The 26990-nt window shown below is 70.6% G+C and carries 21 protein-coding genes and 1 riboswitch; of the genes, 16 read left to right on the top strand and 5 right to left on the bottom strand.

Annotated features, from left to right (window positions below; genetic code table 11):
- Positions 1-13 precede the first annotated feature (13 nt).
- Complete coding sequence (locus WBA97_RS32705) at positions 14-1972, bottom strand: hypothetical protein (RefSeq protein WP_424234838.1); 1959 nt, start codon at positions 1970-1972, stop codon at positions 14-16.
- A 189-nt stretch (positions 1973-2161) separates the two neighbouring features.
- Entirely contained in the window at positions 2162-2884 is a 723-nt protein-coding gene (locus tag WBA97_RS32700; RefSeq protein ID WP_424234837.1) for a hypothetical protein, read from the bottom strand.
- A gap of 195 nt (positions 2885-3079) precedes the next feature.
- Between WBA97_RS32700 and WBA97_RS32695 the strand changes: the two genes are divergently transcribed.
- Together WBA97_RS32695 and WBA97_RS32690 are read left to right on the top strand one after the other, a co-directional pair.
- Entirely contained in the window at positions 3080-3220 is a 141-nt protein-coding gene (locus tag WBA97_RS32695) for a hypothetical protein (RefSeq protein WP_424234836.1), read from the top strand.
- Between the two features lie 115 nt (positions 3221-3335).
- Complete coding sequence (locus tag WBA97_RS32690) at positions 3336-5258, top strand: TIGR03960 family B12-binding radical SAM protein (protein ID WP_424234835.1); 1923 nt, start codon at positions 3336-3338, stop codon at positions 5256-5258.
- Between the two features lie 13 nt (positions 5259-5271).
- On the opposite strand, the gene WBA97_RS32685 is transcribed toward WBA97_RS32690, so the two are convergent.
- Positions 5272-6774, bottom strand: a complete 1503-nt coding sequence (locus WBA97_RS32685; protein ID WP_424234834.1) for a S8 family peptidase — start codon at positions 6772-6774, stop codon at positions 5272-5274.
- Between the two features lie 217 nt (positions 6775-6991).
- Here WBA97_RS32685 and WBA97_RS32680 point away from each other — a divergent pair, with 217 nt between their 5' ends.
- From WBA97_RS32680 to proB, 6 genes are all read left to right on the top strand, one after another.
- Positions 6992-7741 (top strand): TIGR03936 family radical SAM-associated protein, encoded by a 750-nt coding sequence (locus WBA97_RS32680; RefSeq protein ID WP_424234865.1) that lies wholly within the window; start codon positions 6992-6994, stop codon positions 7739-7741.
- A 222-nt stretch (positions 7742-7963) separates the two neighbouring features.
- On the top strand, positions 7964-11191 hold the full coding sequence (locus tag WBA97_RS32675; protein ID WP_424234833.1) for a translation initiation factor IF-2 N-terminal domain-containing protein: 3228 nt from the start codon (positions 7964-7966) through the stop codon (positions 11189-11191).
- A gap of 156 nt (positions 11192-11347) precedes the next feature.
- The gene (gene rplU / locus WBA97_RS32670; protein WP_424234832.1) at positions 11348-11659 is read left to right on the top strand and encodes a 50S ribosomal protein L21; all 312 of its coding nucleotides are present in this window, start codon (positions 11348-11350) and stop codon (positions 11657-11659) included.
- Positions 11660-11671: 12 nt separating this feature from the next.
- Positions 11672-11929: a 50S ribosomal protein L27 gene (rpmA, locus tag WBA97_RS32665; RefSeq protein ID WP_424234831.1), complete on the top strand. Its 258-nt coding sequence runs from the start codon at positions 11672-11674 to the stop codon at positions 11927-11929.
- Positions 11930-12015: 86 nt separating this feature from the next.
- Positions 12016-13509: a GTPase ObgE gene (obgE, locus tag WBA97_RS32660; RefSeq protein WP_424234830.1), complete on the top strand. Its 1494-nt coding sequence runs from the start codon at positions 12016-12018 to the stop codon at positions 13507-13509.
- Between the two features lie 8 nt (positions 13510-13517).
- Positions 13518-14630, top strand: coding sequence for a glutamate 5-kinase (gene proB / locus WBA97_RS32655; RefSeq protein WP_424234864.1), 1113 nt, complete (start codon positions 13518-13520; stop codon positions 14628-14630).
- 283 nt (positions 14631-14913) lie between these two features.
- On the opposite strand, the gene WBA97_RS32650 is transcribed toward proB, so the two are convergent.
- Entirely contained in the window at positions 14914-17016 is a 2103-nt protein-coding gene (locus WBA97_RS32650; RefSeq protein WP_424234829.1) for a RecQ family ATP-dependent DNA helicase, read from the bottom strand.
- Positions 17017-17140: 124 nt separating this feature from the next.
- Here WBA97_RS32650 and nadD point away from each other — a divergent pair, with 124 nt between their 5' ends.
- The 7 genes from nadD (at position 17141) to WBA97_RS32615 (ending at position 23817) form a co-directional block, all read left to right on the top strand.
- Positions 17141-17731 carry a nicotinate-nucleotide adenylyltransferase gene (gene nadD, locus WBA97_RS32645; RefSeq protein ID WP_424234828.1) on the top strand — a complete coding sequence of 197 codons (591 nt, stop codon included), beginning with the start codon at positions 17141-17143 and terminating at the stop codon, positions 17729-17731.
- Between the two features lie 77 nt (positions 17732-17808).
- On the top strand, positions 17809-18210 hold the full coding sequence (rsfS, locus tag WBA97_RS32640; RefSeq protein WP_424234827.1) for a ribosome silencing factor: 402 nt from the start codon (positions 17809-17811) through the stop codon (positions 18208-18210).
- Complete coding sequence (locus tag WBA97_RS32635) at positions 18207-18821, top strand: histidine phosphatase family protein (protein ID WP_424234826.1); 615 nt, start codon at positions 18207-18209, stop codon at positions 18819-18821. The genes rsfS and WBA97_RS32635 overlap by 4 nt, the downstream gene beginning before the upstream one ends.
- Positions 18822-18828: 7 nt before the next feature.
- The gene (octT, locus tag WBA97_RS32630) at positions 18829-19548 is read left to right on the top strand and encodes a diglucosylglycerate octanoyltransferase (protein WP_424234825.1); all 720 of its coding nucleotides are present in this window, start codon (positions 18829-18831) and stop codon (positions 19546-19548) included.
- Positions 19549-19585: 37 nt separating this feature from the next.
- Entirely contained in the window at positions 19586-20443 is an 858-nt protein-coding gene (locus WBA97_RS32625; protein ID WP_424234824.1) for a DegV family protein, read from the top strand.
- Between the two features lie 141 nt (positions 20444-20584).
- Positions 20585-21403, top strand: a complete 819-nt coding sequence (locus WBA97_RS32620; RefSeq protein ID WP_424234823.1) for a ComEA family DNA-binding protein — start codon at positions 20585-20587, stop codon at positions 21401-21403.
- Entirely contained in the window at positions 21400-23817 is a 2418-nt protein-coding gene (locus WBA97_RS32615; RefSeq protein ID WP_424234822.1) for a ComEC/Rec2 family competence protein, read from the top strand. Before WBA97_RS32620 ends, WBA97_RS32615 begins: the two co-directional genes overlap by 4 nt.
- Before the next feature lie 161 nt (positions 23818-23978).
- On the opposite strand, the gene thrC is transcribed toward WBA97_RS32615, so the two are convergent.
- The gene (gene thrC / locus WBA97_RS32610) at positions 23979-25238 is read right to left on the bottom strand and encodes a threonine synthase (RefSeq protein WP_424234821.1); all 1260 of its coding nucleotides are present in this window, start codon (positions 25236-25238) and stop codon (positions 23979-23981) included.
- A 10-nt stretch (positions 25239-25248) separates the two neighbouring features.
- A riboswitch (SAM riboswitch) is annotated at positions 25249-25379 on the bottom strand.
- A gap of 147 nt (positions 25380-25526) precedes the next feature.
- On the opposite strand from thrC, the gene holA reads away from it, so the two are divergent.
- On the top strand, positions 25527-26504 hold the full coding sequence (gene holA, locus WBA97_RS32605; protein WP_424234820.1) for a DNA polymerase III subunit delta: 978 nt from the start codon (positions 25527-25529) through the stop codon (positions 26502-26504).
- Positions 26505-26990 lie beyond the last annotated feature (486 nt).

Below are 26990 nucleotides of genomic sequence, written 5' to 3'. Positions count from 1 at the left end.
CGGTGTCCTCCCCTCAGTCCCACCACTCGGCTTCGCGGCGGTGGTGGCGTGCGGCCTCCAGGAACCTCGCGTGCGGTCCCGACGGCCGGAGCCGCCCGACGTTGGCCCAGTCGTCGGCGATCTGCAGGTGCACGTCGCCCCTGCGGCTGTCGGTGAACGGGTCGGTGGTGACGTGCAGTGCCGCGAGCAGGCGGGCGACGGGCACGAGCTCTGGCGCGACATCAGCGGCCGCCACCAGCGCGCGTACCTCGTCGACGGGGGCGCCGCCGGTCCGGTGCCTGCGCGGCGCACCGGCGACCGAGGTGACGAGCCGGTGCCAGTCGGGACACGTCAGCTCGGTGAGCCGCTGGTGCAGGCGGGTGGCCACGAAGGCGACCTCGTCGTCGGCGAGAGCGTGGTACAGGTCGCCTGCCTCGTCGTCCTCGGCCCGGCAGATGTGGCGCAGCCGCGCGTGTACCTCCGACCAGACCGGTCCGTCGGTGCCGGTCCGCTCGGCGAGCCTGCGGGTGAGCAGCCGCCGCAGCACCATCAGGCCTGCCGACTCCTCGGCGGGCCATAGCAGCGGGTCGATGGTCTCCTCGTAGGCGGCCAGGCCGTGGCCGAGCAGGTGCTCCTGGCCCGCCAGCGCGAGCGCCTGTTCCCGCCGCCGCGCGGGCGCACAGGTCACCAGGGCCTGCAGCGCCGCCTCGGACGTGCCTTCGAGCAGGCGGTCGAGCATCCGCGCGGCCACGGTCGGCACCTGCTGGCCGCGGCGCTCGGTGCGCGCGAGGATCGCCTCCGGCTCGACCCACTTGCTGGGCGCGTCCATCGCGATGGCCTCGAGTACCAGGCTGGTCGAGGCCGGGTGCCCGCCGGTGAGGTCGTACACGATTCGGGTCATGCGCTGATGTTTGCCCAGCAGCAGCCCCATGTCGGCGATCGCCCGGCCGACCTCGTCCTCGGTCAGGTCCGGCAGCCGGTAGCCGACCCACCAGTAGCGGGACCAGTCCGGGCGCGCCGGGCCGGTGCGCAGTTCCTCCGGCGCGACCTGCACCTGGTCCGCGTCGGGCACCTCGGCCAGCAGCGCGCCGCGGCTGGTGGTCACGACGGTCAGCGGATCGGCGCCGCCCGGCTCGCCGACGACCCGCTCCCGGCGGGCGTGGACCAGCTGGGTGAGGAACCGGCGGCCGAGCGGGCTGTCCGCGTTGTCGAGCAGCACCACGCAGTTGAGCGACCGTTCGCCGGCCCGCCTGCCGACGTCGAACTCGGCGCGCAGGTCGGCGAGGAACGCCGACCAGAGGAGCTCGTCGATGCGCTGCCTGCTGTAGTCGTCGCCGGGGTCGGTCGCCCAGCGGTTGAGATCCACCAGGACATCGATGGGGTCCTTGCGCAACCCGAGGTCGCGGTGGCCGTACCAGTTGCAGTAGTCGCCGAGGGTCACGTGCTTGGCGGGGGCCCGCTTCGTCAACCAGGTGACGGCGTATCGCACCAGGCTGCCTGGTGGCTCGATCGGCAACCCGACGCTGGTCCCCATGCTGGCCAGCACGCTGCCCGCCGTGTCCGCCAGCACCTCGCGGACCGTGTCGAGATTCCGGTACCGTTCCCATGCGTTTTCGACGGCCCGGCAGGCCACGGAATGGTCGGTCAGATCCAGGTCCAGCCGCATCACCAGCTGACCGATGATGAACCGGGGAAACCGCAGTGCGTACTTCGGGTACTTCCTGCTGAGATCGAACGCGATCGCGGAGAGAACTTCCGGCACAGACGCGTGCCGGTTCGTCTCCAGGTCCAGCCGTGCGTGCGGGACCTGGTCCAACATTCCGTCCAGTTTGGACAGAACGGCGGACTTTCCGCTGCCGCGGAATCCTTCGATGACGATGACCGGCAGGTCGTCGCTGTACAGGGCGCCGTCGCGTTCGATTCGCGCCATGAAATGACGGACGAGACTGATTATGCCCTTCAGCCCGTAGACGCGGTCATCGGCGAGCGGCACGCGGATACCTCCCCCAGTTCGACCCGATATCTTAGTCCAGCCCATCGGGCAGCGGAGCCAATTCCACGGCATTCGCCTGAATAGACCAAATCCGGTGGGCGGCGGCACGGCGTCGTCCGCTCGCTGATCAACGACCTCGAGCTGTTGGTACCGGCCGCGGATTTCCTGCTGCCGGACGAGATTCGGGAATCAGATGCGACGTACCTGCCGCGGGGCGGCCAGTCCGTCCAGCGCGGCCCTGCCGGACAGTCCGGTCAGGTCCCAGTCCGTGGCACCGAGCAGCAGCGCGATCACCGCGTCCGCGAGCATGTTCGCGTCCTGCCAGCCCTGGCGCGGATGCTGTTGTGGCCGTACCCGGTGCCGGAGCACGAAACCGTCCAGCATGGCCTGGAGCACCGACGACAGTCGCTTGAATGTCCACTCAGGACGCATCACGAGGTCCAGCCCGTCCGCGAGCCTGCGGTAGATGTCGGCCCACGCCAGCGTCGCCGCCCGCGAGCCCGGTGCGAACGCCGCCGCGAGGTGCGGGTGGCGGGGCAGCAGCGGGGCGAGGTGCAGCACGAGGTAGCTCCTCGGGTGCTGCACGAGGTTCGCCAGCAGGTCGTCGGTGACGTCGGCGATGTACTGGGAGATCGAGGTGTCCGGGTTGTGCCGCTGCGCCGGGATCCCCGGCTGCTCCCGAAGTAGCGCGTACACCACGGCGTCCGCGAGGAAGTCCCCGCGTGTGGCCCACCGGCTGAAGAACGCGCGGCGGCGGGCCGCCTCACCGGACCACGTCGGCGCCAGCCGGATCACGTCGTCGGTGCGCAGCCAGTCCAGCGCGGTGGGGAAGCTGATGTGGCCGAGGCGCTGCGACTGGCGGTCGCCGACCGGCTCTGCCTGCAGGAACGCGTCCATCAGATTCGCTGCCACGGATAGAAAATGGATCGCCGTCATGTCGTGACGTGAGGGACGTGCGCGCAGGGCCACCGGCGGTTTTCCTCCAAGGCAAGCGAATCATCAAAAGTGTCGCCTGCCGGGCTGTTCGAGAGCAGCCCGCGAACGAGTGAAGCTTCAACCACGGACCGTGGCGGTTCGACAGCCGGATGGTCCTTCACGATCCCCCGATTGGCGGTGATGATGCCGGGGTCGGGTTGGCTCGCGGGCGCCTCCGGATTCCGCGATCCGCTGTTCTCCCTGTTCGTCATGGGTGCCGGGTTCGGCGCACTGGCGGGACCAGGGGACGAGCCGGTCAGCAGGCCCTCGTGATCACTGTGGGGACACGCGCCGACACGTCGCGTAGCGAAATCAGGGCCGGGTCGGCCGGTACCGGGGTGAGCCGCCGCCCTGCGTCATCGCGGGCGCGGGTTACCCTTGGGCCACTATGAGCGTTGAGTCGGTCTTTCCCCGTCTGGAGCCGTTGCTGCCCAGGGTGTCCAAACCGGTCCAGTACGTCGGTGGGGAGCTGAACTCCACCGTCAAGGACTGGGACGCCACCACGGTCCGGTGGGCGCTGATGTACCCGGACGCGTACGAGGTGGGACTGCCCAACCAGGGCGTCATGATCCTGTACGAGGTGCTCAACGAGCTCGCCGACGTGCTCGCCGAGCGCACCTACGCGGTGTGGCCGGACCTCGAGGCGCTCATGCGCGAGCACGGCGTCCCACAGTTCACCGCGGACTCCCACCGCCCGCTCGGCGCCTTCGACCTGATCGGTGTCAGCTTCTCGACCGAGCTCGGCTACACCAACCTGCTGACCGCGCTCGATCTGGCAGGCATCCCGTTGCACGCCAAGGACCGCACCGACGAGCATCCCGTCGTGATCGCGGGCGGTCATGCCGCGTTCAACCCCGAGCCGATCTCCGACTTCATCGACGCGGCCGTGCTCGGCGACGGCGAGGAAGCCGTCCTTGAGATCACCGGCATCGTCCGGACCTGGAAGCAGGAAGGCTGCCCCGGCGGCCGCGACGAGCTGCTGACCAGGCTCGCCGAGACCGGCGGCGTGTACGTGCCCAGGTTCTACGACGTCACGTTCGACGACGCCGGTGCGCTGAACCCGATCACGCCCAACCGGGACCGCGTGCCCGCGACGGTCGCCAAGCGCACCACCATGGACCTCGACGCGTGGCCCTACCCGAAGCAGCCGCTGGTTCCGCTCGCCGAGAGCGTGCACGAGCGGATGAGCGTCGAGATCTTCCGCGGTTGCACCCGTGGCTGCCGGTTCTGCCAGGCCGGCATGATCACCCGTCCCGTGCGCGAGCGGTCCATCGAGGGCATCGGCGCGATGGTCCACAAGGGACTGGAGTCGAGCGGGTTCGAGGAGGTCGGTCTCCTCTCGCTGTCCAGTGCGGACCATTCGGAGATCGCCGAGATCACCAAGGGCCTCGCGGACCGGTACGAAGGCACCAACACCGGCCTTTCGCTGCCGTCGACCCGCGTCGACGCGTTCAACATCGACCTCGCGAACGAGCTGTCCCGCAACGGCCGCCGCTCCGGGTTGACCTTCGCGCCGGAGGGTGGCAGCGAGCGGATTCGCCGCGTCATCAACAAGACCGTGTCCGAGGCCGACCTGATCAGGACGGTCAGCGCCGCGTACGCCAACGGATGGCGGCAGGTGAAGCTGTACTTCATGTGCGGCCTGCCGACCGAGACCGATGACGACGTGCTGCAGATCGCCGCCATGGCCCAGGAGGTCATCCGCGCGGGCCGCAAAGCCAGTGGCCGCAAGGACATCCGCTGCACCATCTCCATCGGCGGGTTCGTCCCCAAGCCCCACACGCCGTTCCAGTGGGCCGCGCAGTGCGACCCGGAGACGGTGGACAACCGCCTGCGGAAGCTGCGGGAGGCCGTCAACTCCGACCGCGGTCTCGGCCGCAACATCGGCATGCGCTACCACGACGGCAAACCGAGCCTCATCGAAGGACTGCTGTCCCGGGGGGACCGCCGCGTGGGCCGCGTCATCGAGCGGGTGTGGCGTGAGGGCGGCCGCTTCGATGGCTGGAGCGAGCACTTCTCCTACGAGCGCTGGACCTCCGCCGCCGCGGCCGAACTGGAGCCGCTCGGCGTGAGCCTCAACTGGTTCACCACGCGCGAGCGCGTCGACGACGAGGTCCTGCCGTGGGACCACCTCGACTCGGGCCTCGACAAGGGCTGGCTGTGGGACGACTGGCAGGACGCGTTGTCCGAGCAGGAGCTCGACGACTGTCGCTGGACGCCGTGCTTCGACTGCGGTGTCTGCCCGGCGATGGGCACCGACATCGAGATCGGTCCCACCGGCAGGAAGCTGCTGCCGCTGAACCCCGTGTAGCCGGTTCCCGTAGTCAGTTCCCGGTGACGGCGGCCAACGCGTCGACCAGGCCGTGGCCGTAGAAACCGTTGTACGGGTTGTAACCCGTGCAATAGGCGTCCTGCGCCCCGGTGTCGTGCAGGTCGTAGTCGGCCGGGCACGGCAGCGGCTCCGCTTGCTCGGTCAGGATCTTCGTGATCGTCTGCGGTGTCGCGTCCGGATGCTTCGATGCGATGAGCGCGGCGACGCCTGCGACGTGCGGGGTGGCCATCGACGTGCCGCAGAACCGGTCGTAGCCGCCCGGCACCGTGGACAGCACGCAGTCGTTCCCCTCCTGCTTGGCACCCGAGGGGTCGTAGGCCTTCGGCTTCGTCTCGCCGCCGGGCGCGGTCACGTCGACGACGCCGAGACCGTAGGAGCTGTAGCTGGCCTTCAGCTCGTTGCGGCCCACCGCGGACACGGCCACCACACCACGCAGCCCGGCGGGCAGCACCTTGCAGCTGCCGTCCAGCGTGCGCCGCTTCGCCTGACCCTTCGACGTGCCGGAGGCCGCGGGGTTCTCGGCCGTCCGCCCACTCGGGCCTGCCAGGTCGGCGCCCTCGTTCGTGGCCGCCGCGACGGTCAGCACGCCGTGCTGGGTGGCGTATTCCACCGCGCGCCGGACCGACTCGTAGACGACGTGCTCACTGTCCCGGTCGCACGTCATCAGCCACGGGTCGACGAAGTAGCTGTTGTTGGTCACCTTCATCTTGTTCGCGGAGGCCCACATCAGCCCGCACACCGCGTACTCGGGAAGGATGTAGCCCTGGTCGTCGACCACTTTCACCGACGCGATCCGCACGCCGGGCGCCACCCCCACGGTGCCGTGCCCGTCGTCGGCCGCCGCGATCGTGCCCGCCACGTGTGTCCCGTGCGGCGACGCCGTCGGCTCCCACGCGGCAGGTGCCTGGTCGGGCTTGCCGGTCAGGCAGCCCGCCGACTTCGTGCGGTCCAGCGCCGAGGACAGGTCAGGGTGGGTCGGGTCGACCCCGGAGTCGAGGACACCGACCACGACGTCCTTGCTGCCCGGGTTGATCCGGCGCGCCCCGTCCGCCCCGATCATCGTCATGTCCCACTGCTCGCCGGTTCGGTCCTTTTTGTCCACTTCGACCGGGAGGGTGGCCGCGGTGGCCGCCGCGGCTGTCTCGTCCTTGCGGGGTCCTTGCTGGGCCGCCAGCGCTCCTTCCGCGCTGAACGCGCGGTGGGTGCCCATGCGCTCCGTGAACGCGCTGTCGACCGACCTGGCCACCCCGACGGCGATCTGGGGGTAGTAGACGGCGAGCGCGCCGCATGCCGCCGTAATCTGGTTCTCGGCGTCGGGCTGCGTGGTGCCGGGGTCGAGCAGGACCACGTACCGAAGCTCGGCGCTGCCCGTCGAGCAGGCGTCGCGTGGTGGGTCCACGGCCTGGGCGCTCGCGGTCACACCGGGTGTCACCAGGGATGTCGCGAACACCGCGGCACTGACCGCTGCCGCCGGTAGACGGCGCAGCAGAGGCACGGATGACCTCCATAAGTTGGGGCGGCCGGTTCTGGGAGCCGGCACTCCAATGTCCGGACGGTAGCCAGACTATTGCTCCATAGACAAGCTCGCGGCCGGAATTGGATCTGGGGGTACGGTGCCAGCATCCGCAAGGGAACACCACCGGACCGACCGGATACCACCAGAAGGAGTAACGCTGACCCGCGACGACCGCCCGAACCCTTCCGCCTCGGCGGTGCAGAAGCTGCGGCTTCGGTACGCCAAGCGCGGTCCTCTGAGGTTCACCTCACACCGGGACGTGGCCCGCGCGTTCGAGCGTGCGCTGCGCCGGGCGCGAGTGCCGATGGCGTACTCCCAGGGCTTCAACCCGCACCCGAAGATCTCCTGGATCGGTGCGTCGCCGACCGGGGTGGCGAGCGAGGCGGAATACGTCGAGATACAGCTGGTCGAGGTGCTCGAACCGGACGAGCTGGTCCGGATGCTGGACGCGGCGATGCCGCCGGGGCTCGACCTGCTGGAGGCGGTCGGGGTGGCGGTCGGCGCCGGTGGTGAGGCGCTCGCGGACCGCATGGAGGCGAGCCGGTGGCGGATCGAGCTGCCCGGCGTGTCGTCCGACACGCTCTCGGCGGCGTGGGAGCGGGTGCTCGCAGCGGAGGTCGTCGAGGTCGAACGCCTGACCAAGCACGGGATGCGCACGATTGACGCACGCTCCGCGATCGTCACCGGATGGGTTGAAGATGACCCGGTCGTGTCTCCTTCAACCACACAACCCGAGCCGTGTGGGATACTCATCGTGGTTGTCCGGCAGCTGACACCTGCCGTTCGACCGGACGACGTGCTGAGCGCGCTCCGCGTCGCCGCCGCTCTGGAACCGCCGGTGCCCGCGAAGGCGACCCGGATGGCCCAGGGGCGGCTCGACGACAGCGGAGGTCTGTCCGACCCGTTGGCCCTAGATCGGGCCGCGCGGGCTTCGGCGTGCGGGTGACGCTCGACGCGACGTTGTGACTGACCTGCCGTGCGCACCGGCCTGGCCCGGTGTACATGGCGAGAGGCGAGGATTCCCGCCGCCCAGCGGCGGAAAGACAACACGCTTCACCGGAGGAGCACGGTGAGGCGAGGACAACGAGGCCCCTGTGTGGCCGCGTCCGAGAGTGCTGGTGCTCGTTGCGCCTGCGCTGATGGACGCGCCCGGGGGCGAAGGAGCTACATGACGGATATGTCGACCCCTGCCGGAAACACCGGCGGGGACACCACCACACCCATCGCCGCCGCACTCGCGGACCTGCCCGCCAGGATCCGCGTGCACGCGCTTGCCAAGTTGCTGGGCCGCAGCAGCCGGGAGGTGCTCGCCGCCGTCACCGCACTCGGTGTCGACGGCCGCAGCGTGCAGTCGAGCATCGACCGGGAGCTGGCGCTCCGGGTAGCCGAGTCGCTCGGCGTGACCGGGGCAGATGCGGCCGATGCCGAGGCAGCCGCGTCCGCGCAGGCCGCCACCAGGACAGAGGTGCCTGCCGGGGCACCCGCGCAGGCGCCCCCGGCCGGCGGCACCCAGCAGAGCGCGCCCCGGATCGCGGGCACGCCGGGCTTCAGCGAGCCCGCACCGGTCACCGAGTCATCGCAGACGACCAGGGCCACGCCGCCCACCCCGGTGTTCGCGTCGGCGTCGCCGCTGTTCCTCCCGCCCGAGCCGCCCGCCGCGCCTGCCCGCCAGGCCGTCAGGCCCGCGGCCAAGCCCAAGGACGAACCGGAACCGGTCGAGGACGAGTCCGACGAGACCGAGGACCCGAACGCCGAGGACAACGAGGACAACGAGGACGACCGGCCCCGTCGCCGCCGCGGTCGCCGTGGCCGTGGCCGTGGCAAGGGTGGCCAGGACGACGCCGCTGCCGACGAGGCAGCCGAGGACGAGCCGAAGCCCGCTGCCAAGCAGGAGAAGGCCGACAAGGCGGACAGGCCTGCCAAGCGCAAGGCCAAGGAAGAGCCAGAGGCCGACGACTCCGACGACCAGGAGCAGGACGGCGAGGACGCGGCCACCCGCAGGCGGCGCCGCAGGCGCAGGCGTCGCGGTGGCGCCGACGACGAGAGCGGCAACCCAACCGAGGACGACCCGCCGAACACGGTCGTCCACGTCCGCGAGGCCCGCGATGACAAGGACAAGGGTGAGTCCGACGGGCGCGACGAGGTGCGCAGCGTCCGCGGCTCGACCCGTCTGGAGGCCAAGCGCCAGCGTCGTCGCGACGGCCGCGAGGCAGGCCGTCGCCGTGCCCCGATCCTGTCCGAGGCCGAGTTCCTTGCCCGCCGTGAGGCCGTCGACCGGGCCATGGTCGTGCGCGAGCGCGGCGACCGGATCCAGATCGGTGTGCTCGAGGACGGTGTGCTCGTCGAGCACTTCGTCACCTCGTCGGGCACCGGTTCCCTGGTCGGCAACGTCTACCTGGGCCGGGTCCAGAACGTTCTGCCGTCGATGGAGGCCGCCTTCGTCGACATCGGCCGCGGCCGCAACGCCGTGCTCTACGCGGGCGAGGTCGACTGGGACGCCGCCGGTCTCGAGGGCAAGGCCCGCAAGATCGAGCAGGCCCTGTCGACGGGTGACAGCGTGCTCGTCCAGGTCACCAAGGACCCGGTCGGTCACAAGGGCGCCCGCCTGACCACCCAGATCAGCCTCCCCGGCCGCTTCCTCGTGTACGTGCCGGGCGGTGGCGCCACCGGCATCTCCCGCAAGCTGCCGGAGAACGAGCGCCGCCGTCTCAAGGACGTGCTCAAGCGCGTCGTCCCCGAGGACGCCGGCGTGATCATCCGCACCGCGTCCGAGGGCATCAGCGAGGAGGAGCTGGCGCGCGACGTCCGCCGCCTCCAGGCCCAGTGGCAGGTCATCAAGGACAGGACCGAGGGCACCAACGGCGTCCGCAAGGTCGGCTCCCCGTCGCTCGTCTACGAGGAGCCGGACCTGCTGGTCAAGGTCGTCCGCGACCTGTTCACCGAGGACTTCTCCGCGCTCGTGGTCCAGGGCGGCGCCGCCTGGGAGACCGTCGACGCCTACGTCCGCCACGTCGCGCCGGAGCTCGCCGACCGCGTCCGCAAGCACGCAAGCAACGCCGACGTCTTCGCCGAGTACCGCATCGAAGAGCAGCTGCTCAAGGCCCTGGACCGCAAGGTCTGGCTGCCGTCCGGCGGCTACCTGGTCATCGACCGCACCGAGGCGATGACCGTCATCGACGTCAACACCGGCAAGTTCACCGGCTCCGGCGGCAACCTCGAGGAGACGGTGACCAGGAACAACCTGGAGTCGGCCGAGGAGATCGTCCGCCAGCTCCGGTTGCGCGACATCGGCGGCATCATCGTCATCGACTTCATCGACATGGTCCTGGAGTCCAACCGCGACCTGGTCCTCCGCAGGCTGACGGAGTGCCTCGGCCGCGACCGCACCCGCCACCAGGTCGCCGAGGTCACGTCCCTTGGTCTCGTGCAGATGACCCGCAAGCGGGTCGGCACGGGCCTGCTCGAGGCGTTCGGCACCACCTGTGAGTACTGCAAGGGCCGCGGTGTCCTGGTCTCGACCGAGCCGATCAGCAAGCCGGGTGGCGGGAACGGTCACACGCACGCCGAGCCGTCCCGGGGCAGCACCCGGCGCTCGCGCGGTCGTGGTGACGAGGGCAAGGACAAGGCCCAGGACAAGGACAAGGACAAGGCTCAGAACAAGGACGCCGCCAAGGAAGCCGCTGCTCAGGCGGCGAAGGAGGCCGTCCGCGACATCGCCAAGGCCACCAAGGCCACGGTGAACGAGTCCGAGAGCGCCGAGCCCGAGTCCGCAGAACCGGCGGCCCAGCCGGAGCCTCAGCCCGAAGCCCAGACGGACGAGACTCCGCACCGTAGCCGTCATCGCAGCCGCAGCAGCAGGGCGGAGGCACGCGCCGCGAACCGCGTCAAGAGCGCCGACGCGGCGGCGAGCCGCGCCGAGACCAACGGCGTCCACACCGGCCCAGCGCCGGCAGCCGGGAGCGAGCCGGGCGCCACGGAGCCCACGCCCGCGACCTCGGAAGCGACGGAAGCCGCCGATACCCCGGACGGCGAGGCCGTGACCAGCGGTGGCGAGCCCGGCGGTCCGGTGGCAGACGAGCAGGCGACGCGCGAGTCCGCCGAACCTACCCAGCCGGAGTCCGCCGTCACCGGTGCCGACTCGGGCCCGACCCAGCCCGCCGAGACCACCGAGGATCGCGCCGAGCCGGCCGCTGACGGCCTCAATGCCGCCCAGGCGGACACGGGGTCGTCCGAGTCAGGCGAGCGTCCGTACGGGCGGAGCAACGGCTCGGTCGATCGTGTGGAGCCGGAGGTGGAACCGACGGTGCCCGCACCGTCCACCCCGCCGCGCAGGCAGCCGCGCCGTGCGGCGTCCCGTCCGGCCGGCCCCCCGGTCGCGGTGCGACGCGATGGCTGACCCCGGTTTGGCCGCCTTCACGGCGGGCACGTAGTCTGTAGGTCGGCCCGCCGTGAAGGTGGGCCGACTCGTGCGCGAGCCCGGTGTCATATCGCCCGGTCGCCGCGTAGCCCCAAGGTTTTCCGAAGCAGTCGAGTAGCAGGAGAGTTGCGTCCGATGTACGCGATCGTCAAGACCGGCGGCAAGCAGTACAAGGTCGCCGTCGGCGACATCGTCGAGGTCGAGAAGCTCGACGGTGAGCCGGGCGCCGAGCTCACGTTCCCCGCACTGCTCGTCGTCGACGGGGACCAGGTCACCACGGACGCCGACGCCCTGGCGAAGGTCTCCGTCAACGGTGTCGTCGTGGCCCAGACCAAGGGCCCGAAGATCCGCATCCACAAGTTCAAGAACAAGACCGGCTACCACAAGCGGCAGGGGCACCGGCAGAAGCTGACCCGTGTCGAGGTCACCGGCATCAAGACCAAGTAGGAGCTGAACAGCATGGCACACAAGAAGGGTGCGTCCAGCTCCCGCAACGGACGCGACTCCAACGCCCAGCGACTTGGCGTCAAGCGGTATGGCGGCCAGGAAGTCAACGCAGGCGAGATCTTGATCCGCCAGCGGGGCACCAAGTTCCACCCGGGCGTCAACGTCGGCCGAGGCAAGGACGACACGCTGTTCGCCTTGGCCGCTGGCGCGGTCCAGTTTGGCGAGAAGCGCGGTCGCAAGACCGTGAACATCGTCCCGGTCGAGGGCTGAGCCCGCGATCGAAGCAAGACCCCACGGGGGGCGGGCCGGCGAGTTTGCGGCCCGCCCCTCTTTGTGCGTTCAAGGAAGGTTTCGCAGTGTCCCGATTCGTTGATCGCGTGGTCATCCACGCCGCCGCGGGTGATGGCGGCAACGGCTGCGCCTCGGTGCACCGCGAGAAGTTCAAGCCTCTTGGCGGCCCGGACGGCGGCAACGGCGGCAACGGCGGCGACATCGTGCTCGTCGTCGACTCCGGAGTGCACACGCTTCTCGACTTCCACTTCCGCCCGCACTCCCACGCCACCAACGGCAAGCAGGGGCAGGGCAGCAACCGTGACGGCGCGACCGGCGAGTCACTCGAGCTGAAGGTGCCGGACGGCACCGTCGTGCTCACCGAGGACGGTGAGGTGCTCGCCGACCTCATCGGCTCCGGCACCCGTTACGTCGCCGCCCGTGGCGGCCGTGGCGGTCTCGGCAACGCGGCCCTCGCCTCCAAGGCCCGCAGGGCTCCCGGGTTCGCCCTGCTCGGTGAACCCGGCGAGGTGGCGGATGTCGTGCTCGAGCTGCGTTCCGTCGCCGACGTCGGTCTCGTCGGCTTCCCGTCGGCGGGCAAGTCGTCCCTGATCTCCGTGCTGTCCTCGGCCCGCCCGAAGATCGCCGAATACCCGTTCACGACGCTCGTGCCCAACCTGGGCGTCGTCACCGCGGGGTCCGCCACGTTCACGGTCGCCGACGTGCCTGGTCTCATCCCCGGCGCCAGCCAGGGCAAGGGGCTCGGCCTCGACTTCCTCCGCCACATCGAACGCTGCTCCGTGCTCGTGCACGTCGTCGACTGCGCGACCTACGAGTCCGGCCGCGACCCGGTGTCCGACGTGGACGCCATCGAGGAGGAGCTGGCCCGCTACACGCCCGGCCTCGGCGGCAGCCTCGCCGAGCGCCCCCGCGTCGTGGTGCTCAACAAGATCGACGTGCCGGACGCCCGTGAACTCGCGGAGATGGTCCGCCTCGACTTCGAGGCCCGCGGCCTCCCGGTCTTCGCGGTGTCGACCGCAAGCCACGAAGGTCTGCGCGACCTGACCTACACGCTCGCCAAGATCGTCGAGGAGGACCGCGCCAGCCGCCCGTCGCTCGAGGCGAGCCGCATCGTGCTGCGCCCGCCCGCCGTCGACGATGCGGGCTTCACGGTGGTCGACGACGAGGAGCAGGAGGGCGGGTTCATCGTCCGGGGCGAGCGCCCAGAGCGGTGGGTCCGCCAGACCTCGTTCGACAACGACGAGGCGGTCGGCTACCTCGCCGACCGGCTCGCCCGGCTCGGCGTCGAGCAGGTGCTGGCGCAGCGCGGCGCCAGGCCGGGCTGTCCGGTCACCATCGGCGGCGTGACCTTCGACTGGGAGCCCTCCACCCCGGCCGGTATCGACATGGTTCTGCACAACCGCGGCAGCGACCCCCGCCTCGAGCGCACGGACCGGATCGGCGCGACCGAACGCAAGGCCGCCAAGATCGCCCGACGCGTGCCGACCGGACAAGGGCCGACCGAACAAGGGCTGACCGGCAACGAGCCCGACGAGCAGGAAGACGACGAGTTGTCGTGACCGGAGCGCTGTCCGCGACCAGATCGCAGGTGGCGGCCGCCCGACGGATCGTGGTGAAGGTCGGCTCGTCCTCCCTCACGGCCGCGGAGGGCGGCTTGGACCCGGCCCGTCTCGACGCACTCGTCGACGCCCTGGCTGCCCGCCGTACCGCTGGCAGCCAGGTGGTGCTGGTGTCCTCCGGCGCCATCGCCTCCGGTCTGGCCCCGCTCGGCATCAGCCGCCGCCCCCGCGACCTGGCCACCCAGCAGGCCGCCGCCAGTGTCGGCCAACTGGTTCTCGGCCACGCCTACGTGTCGTCCTTCGCCCGCCACGGCCTCCGCGTCGGCCAGGTGCTGCTCACGTCGGACGACGTCGTCCGGCGCTCGCACTACCGCAACGCCCAGCGCACCCTGTCCCGCCTGCTGGCGCTGGGCGTGGTCCCGGTCGTCAACGAGAACGACACCGTCGCCACCGAGGAGATCCGCTTCGGCGACAACGATCGCCTCGCCGCGCTCGTCGCCTACCTCGTCGGCGCGGACGCACTGCTCCTCCTCTCCGACATCGACGCCCTCTACGACGGCAACCCGCGCCGCGCGGGCGCGAAGCGCATCGCGGAGGTGCTGGACCACTCCGACGTGGCACACGTGCACGCCGACGACCCGGGGTCGGAGGTCGGCACTGGCGGCATGACCACGAAGCTCGCGTCGGCCCGGCTCGCGTCGGCAGCGGGCGTCCCGGTGCTGCTCGCCGCCGCCTCCGACGCCGCCAGAGCCCTCGGCCCCGCTGACGTCGGCACCGCCTTCGCGACCGGCGGCGGCCGCCGCCTCACCCCGCGCCGCTTCTGGCTTGCCTACGCCGCCGACACCCACGGGAAGCTCCAGTTGGACGACGGTGCGGTCAAAGCGGTCGTGGACCGCCGCCGCTCGCTGCTGGCCGCGGGCATCACCTCGGTGACCGGCGAGTTCGAGGCGGGCGACGTGGTGGAGTTGACCAACCTGCGGGGCGAAGTCGTCGCCAGGGGCGTCGTTGCCTTCGACGCCTCCGAACTGCCCATGCTGATGGGCCACTCGAGCCAGGACCTCGCACCCGAGCACCGCCGCGAGGTCGTCCACGCGGACGACCTGGTCCCGCTCCGCCACTGACCGGACATCCAGCCGCAGTCGACCAACGGCGTGCCTGATCACGGCGCGACGAACACCCGCTCGAACGGGTCACCGGTATCCGTGCGCCTGGACGCGCTCAGGGACGCACAACTGTTGGCACACAACCTGATCGCCGCCGCACTCGGCCCGCGTGATCCGGTCGGGTAGCCCGGCGCCTGGGCTACCCGACCGAACCATGCTCCGCCGGCGCGCTGCTGGTGTGCAAACGTCGTATCTCACTGTGTAGTTCTCAATGAGCGAGCCACGTGACAGCGGCGATGTGTCAGGTGGTGGTCGCCAACACGAACGGCAGGACAGCCGGCGCGCCTGCCTCCCGCAGCAGCTTGACCGCGACCGTCATCGTCCAACCCGTATCGAGACGATCATCGACCAGCAGCACGGGCCCGTTCACCGTGAACAGCCGCTCCGTCAGGTGCGAGTCGACAGTCAGCTTCCGCCACACCTGCGCCAGACGTAAGGCGCTGTTGGCCCGGTGCTCGCCGGAAGGCTCCGAGCCGATCTCGCCAAGGAACGTCAGCCGCCCGATCGTCGCGAGTCGTTCGCCGAGGCTGGCCACCAGCCTCGGCCGGCTCTGCGACCCGATCGTCACCACGCCCACCGGGCGTTCCGCCCAGTCCCAGGACGCGAGCACCTGCACGCATGCGTTGACCATGTCGTCCGGCACCGGGCCGTCCTCGGCTGTCGGCGAGAACAACTCACGCAAACGATTGCCCCACCCGACGTCCGTCAGCCGACCCAGCGCCCTACCAGGAGCGGTGACCACCTCGGCGCCGATTCGACCGGACAGCGGCACGTCCAGCTTGGCCATACCGCTTGGCCATTGACGACGCGGATCGACCTCCACGCCGGGCCGGCGTAAACGTTCGCCGGCCTCCTGGACCCGGTCCAACGACACCTCGGAGCTCCACCTGGGGCCGGCACAGTTGTCGCACCGGCCGCACGGCGCGGCATGCGGATCATCCAGCTGCCGCAACAGGTACTCCATGCGGCACTTGTCCGTCGACTGGTAGTCGAGCATCGTCTGCTGCTCGGCCCGCCTCGCCTCGGCGATGCCGCGGTAGCGCTCCGCGTCGTACTGCCATTCGTCGCCCGTGGCGATCCAGCCGCCCTTGACCCTCTGCACCGCACCGTCGACGTCCAGCACCTTCAGCACCATCTCGAGCCGCGACCGGGACAGGTCGCACTGTGGCTCGAGTGCCACTGTGGACAGTGGTCGGTCGGCCGAGGACAGTGCGTCAACGACCTGCCGTACGGCGGGTTCCGGCGGAAACGCCAGCGACGCGAAGTACTTCCAGATCGCCCGGTCCTCGATGCCGGGCAGGAGCAGCACCTCCGCCTGCTCGACGCCACGGCCCGCTCGGCCGATCTGCTGGTAGTACGCGATCGGCGACGCCGGTGAGCCGAGGTGGATCACGAAACCCAGGTCCGGTTTGTCGAAACCCATGCCCAGAGCCGAAGTCGCCGCCACGGCTTTGACCCTGTTGGCCAGCAGATCCTGCTCGATCTGTTCCCGCTCGGCGGGATCGGTCCTGCCCGTGTAGGCGGCGACCTGGAACCCGTTGTCCCGCAGGAACGACGCCACCTCGTGCGCCGACGCGACGGTCAGCGCATAGATGATGCCCGATCCCGGCAGTTCGCCGAGGTGCTCCGCGAGCCATGCCATCCTCGCCTGCGGCGTCGGCAGGTCCAACACGCCGAGATGCAGGCTGGCACGGTCCAGTTCGCCACGCAGCACCAGCGTGTCCTGCCTGCCCAGGTCGAGCTGGTCGGCCACGTCGCGGACCACCCGGTCGTTGGCGGTCGCCGTCGTGGCCAGCACCGGCACGCCGGCAGGCAGTTCGGTCAGCAACGTGCGCAACCTGCGGTAGTCCGGCCGGAAGTCGTGTCCCCAGTCGGAGATGCAGTGCGCCTCGTCGACCACCAGCATGCCCGCCGACGCGGTCAGCTCCGGCAGCACGGTTTCCCGGAAGTCCGGGTTGTTCAACCGCTCCGGGCTGACCAGCAGCACATCGGTGCGGCCAGCGAGGACGTCGGCCTGGACGTCCTGCCACTGGTCGAGGTTCGCCGAGTTGATGGTCGCCGCATGCACGCCCGCCCGTGCCGCCGCGTCGATCTGGTTGCGCATCAGGGCGAGCAGCGGCGAGACGATCACCGTCGGACCGTTGCCCAGCTCCCTTAACAGTGCGGTGGCGAGGAAGTACACGGCCGACTTGCCCCACCCGGTTCGTTGCACGACGAGCGCCCGCCTGCGGTCGACGACCAGTGCCTTGATGGCTGTCCACTGGTCGTCGCGCAGCCTTGCGCCGTCGCCCGCGAGGGCTCGGAGCCGGTTCTCTGCTGAGTTGCGAAGTGCTTGCTCGTCCACAGCACCCACGATGGCGCATCGGACGGAGCGGTGCCAGGAGAAGGCCGAGCGAATGGGACTTTCGCTCGGACAAGTGGTGGGAGACACATCCCGGCAAGAGCCTCTGCACGTACGCTGACCAGCTATGACAGGTCGTCGGATCGGGATCATGGGCGGCACCTTCGATCCCGTGCACCACGGGCATCTGGTCGCCGCGAGCGAGGTCCAGGCCAGCTTCAACCTCGACGAGGTGATCTTCGTGCCGACGGGGCAGCCGTGGCAGAAGACCAATCGCAAGGTCAGCGCCGCCGAGGACCGCTACCTCATGACGGTGATCGCCACCGCCTCCAACCCGCACTTCTCCGTGAGCAGGGTGGACATCGAGCGCGGCGGCACCACCTACACGATCGACACGCTCCGCGACCTGCACGAGATCCACCCGGACGCGGAGCTGTTCTTCATCACCGGCGCGGACGCGCTCGAGCAGATCCTGTCCTGGCGGCAGGCGGAAGAGCTGTTCTCTCTTGCCCATTTCGTCGGCGTGACCAGGCCCGGATACCGGCTCGACAGCACGCACCTGCCCGCGGGCTCGGTGAGTCTCATCGATGTGCCCGCGATGGCGATATCCTCGACAGCGTGCCGTGAACGGGTCGCGTCCGGCCTCCCGGTCTGGTATCTCGTACCGGACGGGGTCGTGCAGTACATCAGCAAGACCGATCTCTACCGGGAGGCGTAACCCGAGCGGTCGCGTGCACGGGTACTCTCTCATGGTTGAGCAGCAGCTTTCAGCAGTACGTACGAACGAGGAGTGACGTGGCCGCAACGCACGACGCACGAGAGTTGGCGCTGGTCGCCGCCAATGCGGCAGCCGACAAGAAGGCCAGCGACGTGATCGTGCTCGACGTGTCGGACCAGCTGGTCATCACGGACTGCTTCGTGATCGCCTCCGCGCCGAACGAGCGGCTGGTCGGTGCCATCGTCGACAACGTCGAGGAGAAGATGCGCGCCGCGGGCACCAAGCCGGTGCGCCGCGAGGGTGCGCGCGAGGGCCGCTGGGTGCTGCTCGACTTCGTCGATGTTGTGGTGCACGTCCAGCACGCCGACGAGCGCGCCTTCTACGGCCTGGAGCGGCTGTGGAAGGACTGCCCCCGCATCGAGTTCGACCCGGACGGCGTGCCCGTCGAGTCGAACGGCGCTGAGGGCGGGACGACGTGACTCTCCGCCGGCTCGTCCTGTGGCGGCATGGCGAGACCGACTACAACGCCACCAGCCGGATGCAGGGCCAGCTGGACTCGGTGCTCACGGACGTGGGGCGCAACCAGGCCAGGTTCGCGGTACCCGCGCTGGCCAGGTTCTCGCCGGACGTCGTCGTGGCGTCCGACCTGAAGCGGGCCACCGACACCGCGACCATCTTCACCGAGACCACCGGTGTGCCGCTGCGGTTCGACAAGCGGTTGCGCGAGACGCACCTCGGGCTGTGGCAGGGCATGACCGGCCTCGAGGTGGATGAGCAATGGCCGGGATCGCGGCAGATCTGGCAGACCGACCCGACGTGGACGCCACCGGGTGGCGAGGCGCGGGTCGAGGTCGCCACGCGTGCCGCCGAGGTGGTCGCCGACCTCGACGAGTCCACTGAGGACACCGCGGTCCTGTGCGCGCACGGCGGGTTGATCACCGCGCTGACCGGCTATCTCCTGGAGCTTCCGGTCACCACCTGGGCAAAGCTGGGCGGCATCGGGAACTGTCACTGGGTGGTGCTCGCGCGGCGGGCGACCAGCGGTCTGGCGTGGCGCCTGCTCGCGTACAACGCCGGCATCACCGGCTGAGACACCGTTGACGACCCTGTTGGTGTTCGGGGACTCACTGAGCTTCCACGGACCGGACGGCCCCCATCCCGTCGATGACGAGCGGTTGTGGCCGAACCGCGCCGCCACCGCGCTGGGCGGGCAGGCCGAGCTGTTCGCGGGGTTCGGCTGGACCGCCAGGGACGCGTACTGGGCCCTTGCCGGTGACCCGAGGGTGTGGGCGCAGCTGCCGAAGGCCGACCTTCTCGTGCTGGCCGTCGGCAGCATGGACACCCTGCCCTCGCCGTTGCCCACCTACCTTCGTGAAGGGCTGCGCTACCTGCGGCCCGACCCGCTGCGTCGCTGGGTGCGGGAGCGGTACCTCGCCGCGCAGCCCTGGCTGGCCAGGACGCTGCGGGGTCGTCCCGTCGCGCTGCCGCCCGCGCTGACCGTGCGCTACCTGGACCGGGTCCTCGGGTCAATCCGCGCGTTGCGGCCCGACCTGCCGGCCATCGGGGTCCTGCCGCCCGTGCACCGGGCGGGCTCGTACGGGTTCGTCCACACGGGCCGGCCCGGTGGGACCGCCGCTGTCCGGGCCTGGGGTGACCAGGCCGGAGTGCCGTTGCTGGACCTGGCTTCGCTGGTCGGGGACCACGTGCTGGGCGGGCGGGGCAACCCGGACGGCATCCATTGGGGCTGGGAGGCACACGAGCTGGTGGGCAAGGCCCTGGCTGACGAGGCCGGTGCGTTGCTCGACCGGCCGCGATAACGCTCATTTCGCCACTGACCACGTAGGCTCTCCGTCCGTGCCGGTTGCCGTGGTCACCGATTCGAGTGCGTACCTGCCGGATGGCTTCGCCAACCGGCATGCGGTGCACGTCGTGCCGCTGCACGTCCTGATCGACGACCGGTCCGGGCTGGACGGTGTGGACATCGGCCCCGTCGAGGTGGCGACCGCGCTGACCGGCAGGCGAACGGTGACGACGTCGCGGCCCAACCCGGACGAGTTCGCGCGGACCTATCGACGCCTGCTCGACGAGGGCGTCGAGGGCATCGTGTCGGTGCACCTCTCCCGTGAGTTGTCCGGGACCTGGGAGTCGGCGCGGTTGGCGGCGCAGGAGGTCGGCGTCGATCGGGTGCGGGTCGTCGACTCGCGGACGACGGTCATGGGACTCGGTTTCGCGGTGCTGCGTGCGGCGACGGTGGCGGCCGCCGGTGGCGCGGGGGAGTCGGTCGAGGAGGCAGCCGTGTCGGCGGCCGCGCGGACCACGACGTTCTTCATGGTCGAGACCCTCGAGTACCTGCGCAGAGGTGGCCGGATCGGGTCCGCTGCCGCGTTCTTCGGCACGGCGCTCGCGGTCAAGCCGGTGCTGCACATGAAGGACGGCCACATCGTGCCGCTGGAGAAGGTGCGCACCACGAACCGGGCGGTCTCCCGTCTGGTCGACCTGGCGGAACAGGCCAGCGTCGCGACCGGGGCGGACAGCGTCGAGCTCGCCGTGCACCACCTCTCGGCCCATGATCGGGCGGTGGAGCTGGCGACCCGGTTGGACGAGCGGGTCGCCCCGTCGTCCGGTTGCCTCGTGTCAGAACTGGGCGCGGCGATCGGTGCGCACACCGGTCCGGGCATGCTCGCTGTCGTGGTGTGCCCGGCCGACTGGTAACCCGCCACCGTCCCACACCACACCGACAATTCCGCGCTCGAGACCTGCCCGCCACCGGCAGTTGTCCACAGCCCACCTACTTGTCCACAGCGAGCGCCCACCGACCCGGCCGTCCGCTCGTTCCCGCATATCGTCGAACCCGTGATCGAAACAACTGCACGGCGCGAACGGAGAACCGACGAGACCCGGGACCGTCTCGCCAGCTTGATGGGCCAGGCACGCGCGGAACCGAGGGAGGAGACCGCTGACCTCCCGCCCGACCAGGAATGGGAGGACGTCTCGGCGGATCCGCCCGACCCGCCCTCGCCTGTGCCGTGGTGGCGCCGCGGCCCGGCGGGCAGGTGGGTGGCGGAGTGGGCACCGGAGCGGGCCGGTGGTGGTCGGCGGAAGCTGGCCGTCGCGGTGGTCGGCGGCCTCGTGCTCGCGGTCATGGTCGCCGTCGGGTTCGCGGTGTCGTCGGGTGGCACCGAGCACGAGGTGCCGCCCGTGCTGCCGATGGCGGCGGCGAGCGAGTCTGTGCCGCCCGCTGAGACGTCCATCGTCGTGAGCGTGGTTGGCCGGGTCGTGCGACCAGGGCTGGTCACGTTGCCGGAAGGGGCTCGCGTCGCCGACGCATTGCGGGAGTCGGCCGGGCCAGTGCCGGGGACGGACCTCGGCCCGCTCAACCTCGCCCGCAAGCTCGCTGACGGGGAACAGATCTATGTCGGAGTGCCTGCGCCGCCGGGCGCCGAACCGGTAGCGGGAGCGACGGCACCGGGTGAACCCGGCAAGGTCGACCTGAACACGGCGACGTTGACGGAACTCGACACGTTGCCGGGGGTCGGTCCGGTGACCGCGCAGAGCATCGTCGACTGGCGCACCGAGCACAGCAGGTTCGACAGCGTCGACCAGCTACGGGAGATCGACGGCATCGGGCCCAGCCGTTTCGCGAAGCTCCAGGACCTGGTCGTGGCGAGATGAGCAGCGGCCTGGGGCTCGAGGTCGGGGGCAGGCAGGACTGGCGGTTGGTGCCCGCGGCGCTTGTGGTGTGGCTCGCGACGATGGTGGGACTGCTGCTCGGCTGGTGGTGGTCGGCCGCGGGCGGGCTCGCCGGGGTCGTGGTGGGCGTCGTGGTGGTGGTCCGTTCCCGAGGACGGTCGGCGGTCGCCCGGTGGTGGCGTCTTGGCATGGCGTGGTCGTTGCTCGTGTGCGGTCTGTTGGTGGGGTTGGCCGGCACATCGCGGCTGCGGGACGCTGCGGAGGATCCGCTCCGGGTGCCGGCGAGTGCCGGTGCGTCGGCGGTGGTCCGGGTCGAGGTCACCGAACGGCCCAAGCTGGTGATCTCGCCCGGGTTCGGTGGGCAGCAGAGCGGCGTGTGGACCGTGGTGGTGCCGGCTCGGGTGGTGAGCGCAGTGGTCGCCGGTCGTCCTGTGCGGTCCTCGGGTGCGGTCGTGGTGATCGCGCCTGCCGAGCGATGGCGCGCCTTGCTCCCGGGACAGCAGGTGACCGCGACCGCGGCGCTGGCGCCGGCTCAGCCGGGCGAGCTGACCGCGGCTGTGCTGCGGGTCCGAGGGCCGCCGGAGGCGGTGAGTAGGGCCCCGGTGTGGCAGCGGGTCGCGCAGACCCTGCGGGCCGGACTTCGGCACGCGGCCGGTGTGCTGGACGCGGAGCCACGTGGCCTGTTGCCCGCGCTGGTTGTCGGTGACACCGACAACGTGCAGCCGCAGCTGAAGGATGACTTCCAGGCGGCAGGGCTCGCGCACCTGCTCGCTGTCAGCGGCAGCAACCTGGCGATCGTCTGCCTGGCGGTGCTGTTGCTCCTGCGGACTCTGCGGTGCGGGCCGAGGACCGCGGCGGCCGGGGCCACGCTCGCTCTGGTCGGGTTCGTGGTGCTGGCGGGACCGGAACCGAGCGTGCTGCGGGCCGGCGTGATGGGCGCGGTCGGACTGCTGGCCCTCGCGGTGGGGCGGCAGCGAGCGGCGTTGCCGGCGCTGGCTGTCGCCGTGATCGGGTTGGTGCTCTGGCACCCGGCCATGGCGGTGAGCATCGGGTTCGCGCTGTCGGTGCTCGCGACCGGTGGACTGGTGCTGATCGCGCCGAGGTGGGCGGACAGGCTCGCGGGACGGGGAGTGCCACGAGGGCTTGCTGAGGCGTTGGCGGTACCCGCGGCCGCACACCTCGTCACGGCCCCGGTGGTGGCGGGCTTCGCCGGTGAGGTCAGTCTCGTCGCGATCGTCGCGAACCTGCTCGCGGCGCCGGTGGTCGCGCCCGCGACGGTGCTCGGGGTGCTGGCGGCGGTGGTCGCGCCGATGGCGCCGTGGCTCGCCGAGGTGCTGGTTCGCGTGGCCGGACCGGAGGTGGACTGGTTGATCCTCGTCGCTCACCACGCTGCCGGGGTGCCGGGCGCGGTGATCGCATGGCCTGAAGGCTGGCTGGGCGGGGCGCTGCTCGCCGGGTGTGTGGCGTTGCTGGTGGTGGCGTTGCGCAGGCGGCGGTTGCGGGTGATCGTCGGTCTGCTGATGGTCGGTCTGCTGGTGGTAGTGGTGCCACTGCGGGTGATCGCGCCGGGGTGGCCGCCGGACAGGTGGGCCGTCGTGGCGTGCGACGTCGGTCAGGGTGACGCGTTGGTGCTCGCGACCGGCGAAGCCGGACGCGCGGTCGTGGTCGACGTCGGGCCGGACGCGGCCCCGCTCGCCGGGTGCCTGGACCGGCTGGACGTGTCACGGGTGCCGTTGGTGGTGCTGAGCCACCTGCACGCGGATCACATCGGCGGATTGGATGCGGTCCTGTCCGACCGGGCAGTGGGGGCGGTGGGCGTCAGCCGGGCACGGGAGCCGCGGTGGGCTTGGGAGGAGGTGCGAAGGAAGGCGGAGAACGCCGGGGTGCCGATGGTGCGGATGACCGCCGGGCAACGGTTGAACTGGCCGGGTTTGGTGATCGAGGTGCTGGCGCCGGACGAGGACGAGGTGATGCCGGCGACGGAGTCGGATGGCACGGAGATCAACGACGCGTCCTTGGTGTTGCGGGCGACCACGCCTGCGGGCCGGGTGTTGCTGAGCGGGGACGTGGAGCTGTCCGCACAGGCACGGTTGCTGGACGCGCGGGTGGACCTGTCCGCGGAGGTGATCAAGGTGCCGCACCACGGTTCGCGGTACACGGCTCCGGAGCTGTTCAGGGCGACGCGGGCGCGGATCGCGCTGGTGAGTGTCGGGGCGGGCAACCGCTACGGGCATCCCAGCCCGTTCACGATGCGGCTGCTCGACCGGCTCGGCGTGCTGGCGCTGCGGACCGACACGAGCGGGGACACCGCGATCGTGGCGACGGACACCGGGCCACAGGCGGTGACCCGTGGTGCGTCGCGGGCTCCGCCGGGGAGAACGGGTGGGTCTCCGTGAGGGCCCATGGCTCGGTCGCGTCTCGCCGATGGTGGCCCCGGATGAGGTCGTGACGCCACGATGAGCGTGGTACTCGGTGTGTTGGTGCACCTGGGTTTCTGCGGAACCTGCTCGCCGTGCTCTGACCGGTGTGCGAATCAGAGCACGGCAAGGGCCGGTGGTCAGTTGGCCAGTGCTTGGCGGACCGCGTCGGCGGACGGTGGCACAGTCGCCCGGGGGCCCACCTTGTCCTGCACGGCGTCCAGGGTCTTGAGGCCGTCGCCGGTGATGAGGAGGACCGTCTCGGCGTCCGGGTCGAGCTGGCCGTTCTCGATGAGCTTCTTGGCCGTGGCAACGGTGACGCCGCCGGCGGTCTCCGCGAAGATGCCCTCGGTCCTGGCCAGCAGGCGGATGCCCTCGACGACCTCTTCGTCGGTCACGCTCTCGACCGCACCGCCGGTGCGGCGGACGACGTCCAGCACGTACGGGCCGTCCGCGGGCGCGCCGATCGCGAGGGAACGGGCGATGGTGTCCGGCTTCACCGGCGTCACGACGTCGTGGCCCGCCTTGTAGGCGGCGGCGACCGGGGAGCAGCCCGTGGCCTGCGCACCGAACACACGGTAGGGCTTGTCGTCGACGAGACCGAGGTCGGTCAGCTCGCGGAAACCCTTGTCCACCTTGGTGAGCTGGGAACCGGACGCGACCGGTACGACCACCTGGTCGGGCAGGCGCCAGCCCAGCTGCTCGGCAACCTCGAAGCCGAGGGTCTTCGAACCCTCCGCGTAGTACGGCCGGACGTTGACGTTCACGAACGCCCAGTCCTCGTGCTCCGCGGCCAGTTCGGTGGCGAGGCGGTTCACGTCGTCGTAGTTGCCGTCGACGGCGATCAGCGCGCCGTCGTACACGGCGGTGGTCAGAATCTTCGCCCGTTCGAGGGACGACGGGATGAGCACCACCGACTCCCAGCCCGCGCGGGCCGCGGCCGCCGCGACCGCGTTCGCGAGGTTGCCGGTGGACGGGCACGCGAGCACCCGGAAGCCGAGCTGCCGTGCGGCGGCGAGTGCGACGCCGACCACCCGGTCCTTGAACGAGTGCGTCGGGTTGCCGGTGTCGTCCTTGACCCACAGGGACTTCACGCCGAGAGCGGCCGCGAGCCGGTCGGCCTTCACGAGCCGGGTGAGGCCGGGCTCGGTGTTGGGGTATGCGTCCACATCGGACGGCACGGGCAACAGCCTGCGGTAGCGCCAGATGGACCTGGGACCCGCCTCGATCTCCGCCCGGGTGATGTCACCGAACTCGTAGGAGACCTCGAGCGGGCCGAAACACTCGCCACACGCGAATTCCGGGGCGAGGGGGATCTGGTGGCCACATTCCCGACAGGTCAGGGCGCGTGCGGGCCCGAGGTCGAGCGTGGTTGTGCCTGCGTCGGCGGTAATCGTCATCGGAGGTATCTCCTCATCTGTCCCGCGTGCGGGTCGGAATTGGCACCGTGGTCGTCGCCTTAATCGCGGATGCGATAGACGTGGCTGACGCCGGTTGCCGGGGCTTCTTCGGGCCGATCCCTCTGCCCCTCTGGATGAGCGGTATTCAGTTGTATGCCGAACACGTTACGGCACGACCCCGCGACTCGGCCAATGTGAGGTCCATCATTCGAGAGCGGCTTCAGCACGCCTCGAAGGCGGCGGCGTGCCAGCCGACCCGGCCACGGCAGGTGATGCGAGGATGGCGGGGTGAAGGCGCCCGCTGTGACCCCGCCCGCACTGCAGCTAGTGCTCGGCGACGAGGAACTGCTGGTCGAACGGGCCGTCCAGGCCGCGGTGGAAGCGGCGCGGCTCGCCGACCCGACGGCCGAGACGACCCGGATGAAGGTGACCGACCTGACCGGGCCGGAGCTCGCGGAGCTTGTCAGCCCGTCGCTGTTCGCCGAGCGCCGGGTGATCGTGCTGGAGGGTGCGCAGGAGGCGGGCAAGGACATCGCCGCGGCCATCGCCGCCTACGTGAAGGAGCCCGCGGACAGCGTGCAGGTGGTCGTGCTGCACAACGGCGGCGGCCGCAAGCCGGGCAAGGACCTGATCGCCGCGATGCGATCCGTGAAGGCGGAGGTCGTCGAGTGCCCGAAACTCACCAAACCGGGTGACCGCGAGTCGTTCGTCCGCAACGAGATCCGCCAGGCGGGCGGCAAGACGGACATGGAAGCTGTCCGCGAGCTGATCGAGTCCGTCGGCTCCGACCTGAGGGAGCTGGCCGCCGCGGCCGCACAGCTGGTCGCGGACACCAACGGCCAGGTCACCGTCGAGGCGATCCGCCGCTACCACCGAGGGCGCGCGGACGTGACCGGCTTCGCGGTGGCGGAGAAGGCCGTCACCGGCGACGTGACCGGCGCGCTGGAGATGCTGCGCTGGGCGATGCAGCTGGGTGTGCCACACGTACTCGTGGCCGACGCGCTGGCGGACGCGGTGCGCACGGTCGCGAAGGTGTCCGGAGCCGGCCGCGCCGACCCGTTCCGGCTGTCGAGTGAGCTGGGCATGCCCGCGTGGAAGGTACGCAAGGCGCTGGCCCAGTCGCGCGGCTGGCACCCGGCGGGCCTGGTGATGGCGATGCAGGTGGTGGCCGACGTCAACGCGGACGTGAAGGGTGTCGCGGTGGACGCGGGCTACGCGCTGGAGCGTGCGGTGCTGAAACTGGCGGAGGCGCGCCGCCGGGCGTGACCCGGCCTGGCGGGAGGCGTGCCGCTGGGTTGTTCAACCGACGGAGGCGTGTCGCGGGGCTTGGCCTCCGCTGACGGGAGGCACGTCGCGGGGCTTGTGCTTGGCTGGAGGCGCGTCGCCGGGTTTGTACCGGGCTGCGTGTCACCGAGTTGGCCCGGCCGACGGAGGCACGGCACCGCGATGGTCTCGGGAGGTGCGTCGCCGGGCTCGGTCCCAGCTGACGGAGATGCGTCGCCGACTTGAGGTCGGCTGGATCCGTGTGTCGCTGCTGCGCGGTGCGGCGAGTCAACACAGGTCGGTGGCCACCCATTTATGCAGGTCAGCCGCAAATCGGCCGGTACGCAACCCCCACCCGTTCCCGGGGGCGTCCCGCCTTGCCAGTCTACCGGGTCGGGGTGACATTTCTGCGTTGTCGATCTTGACTGTGGATAACTGGGGTGGCTGTGGACAAGTGCGCGGACATGACGAGGGCGCGCCGGCTGTGCC

Source organism: Actinophytocola sp. (genome assembly GCF_049647105.1).
Lineage (GTDB): Bacteria > Actinomycetota > Actinomycetes > Mycobacteriales > Pseudonocardiaceae > Actinophytocola.
Note: the sequence above shows the minus strand (reverse complement) of the source record. Positions and strands in the feature narration are given on the sequence as shown.

Bases quoted from the DNA above. Each gene is read 5' to 3' on its own strand.
- WBA97_RS32690 (WP_424234835.1), top strand. From the start codon at position 3,336: ATGAGCGTTGAGTCGGTCTTTCCCCGTCTGGAGCCGTTGCTGCCCAGG.
- WBA97_RS32675 (WP_424234833.1), top strand. From the start codon at position 7,964: ATGACGGATATGTCGACCCCTGCCGGAAACACCGGCGGGGACACCACC.
- rplU (WP_424234832.1), top strand. From the start codon at position 11,348: ATGTACGCGATCGTCAAGACCGGCGGCAAGCAGTACAAGGTCGCCGTC.
- rpmA (WP_424234831.1), top strand. From the start codon at position 11,672: ATGGCACACAAGAAGGGTGCGTCCAGCTCCCGCAACGGACGCGACTCC.
- nadD (WP_424234828.1), top strand. From the start codon at position 17,141: ATGACAGGTCGTCGGATCGGGATCATGGGCGGCACCTTCGATCCCGTG.
- WBA97_RS32615 (WP_424234822.1), top strand. From the start codon at position 21,400: ATGAGCAGCGGCCTGGGGCTCGAGGTCGGGGGCAGGCAGGACTGGCGG.
- thrC (WP_424234821.1), bottom strand. From the start codon at position 25,238: ATGACGATTACCGCCGACGCAGGCACAACCACGCTCGACCTCGGGCCC.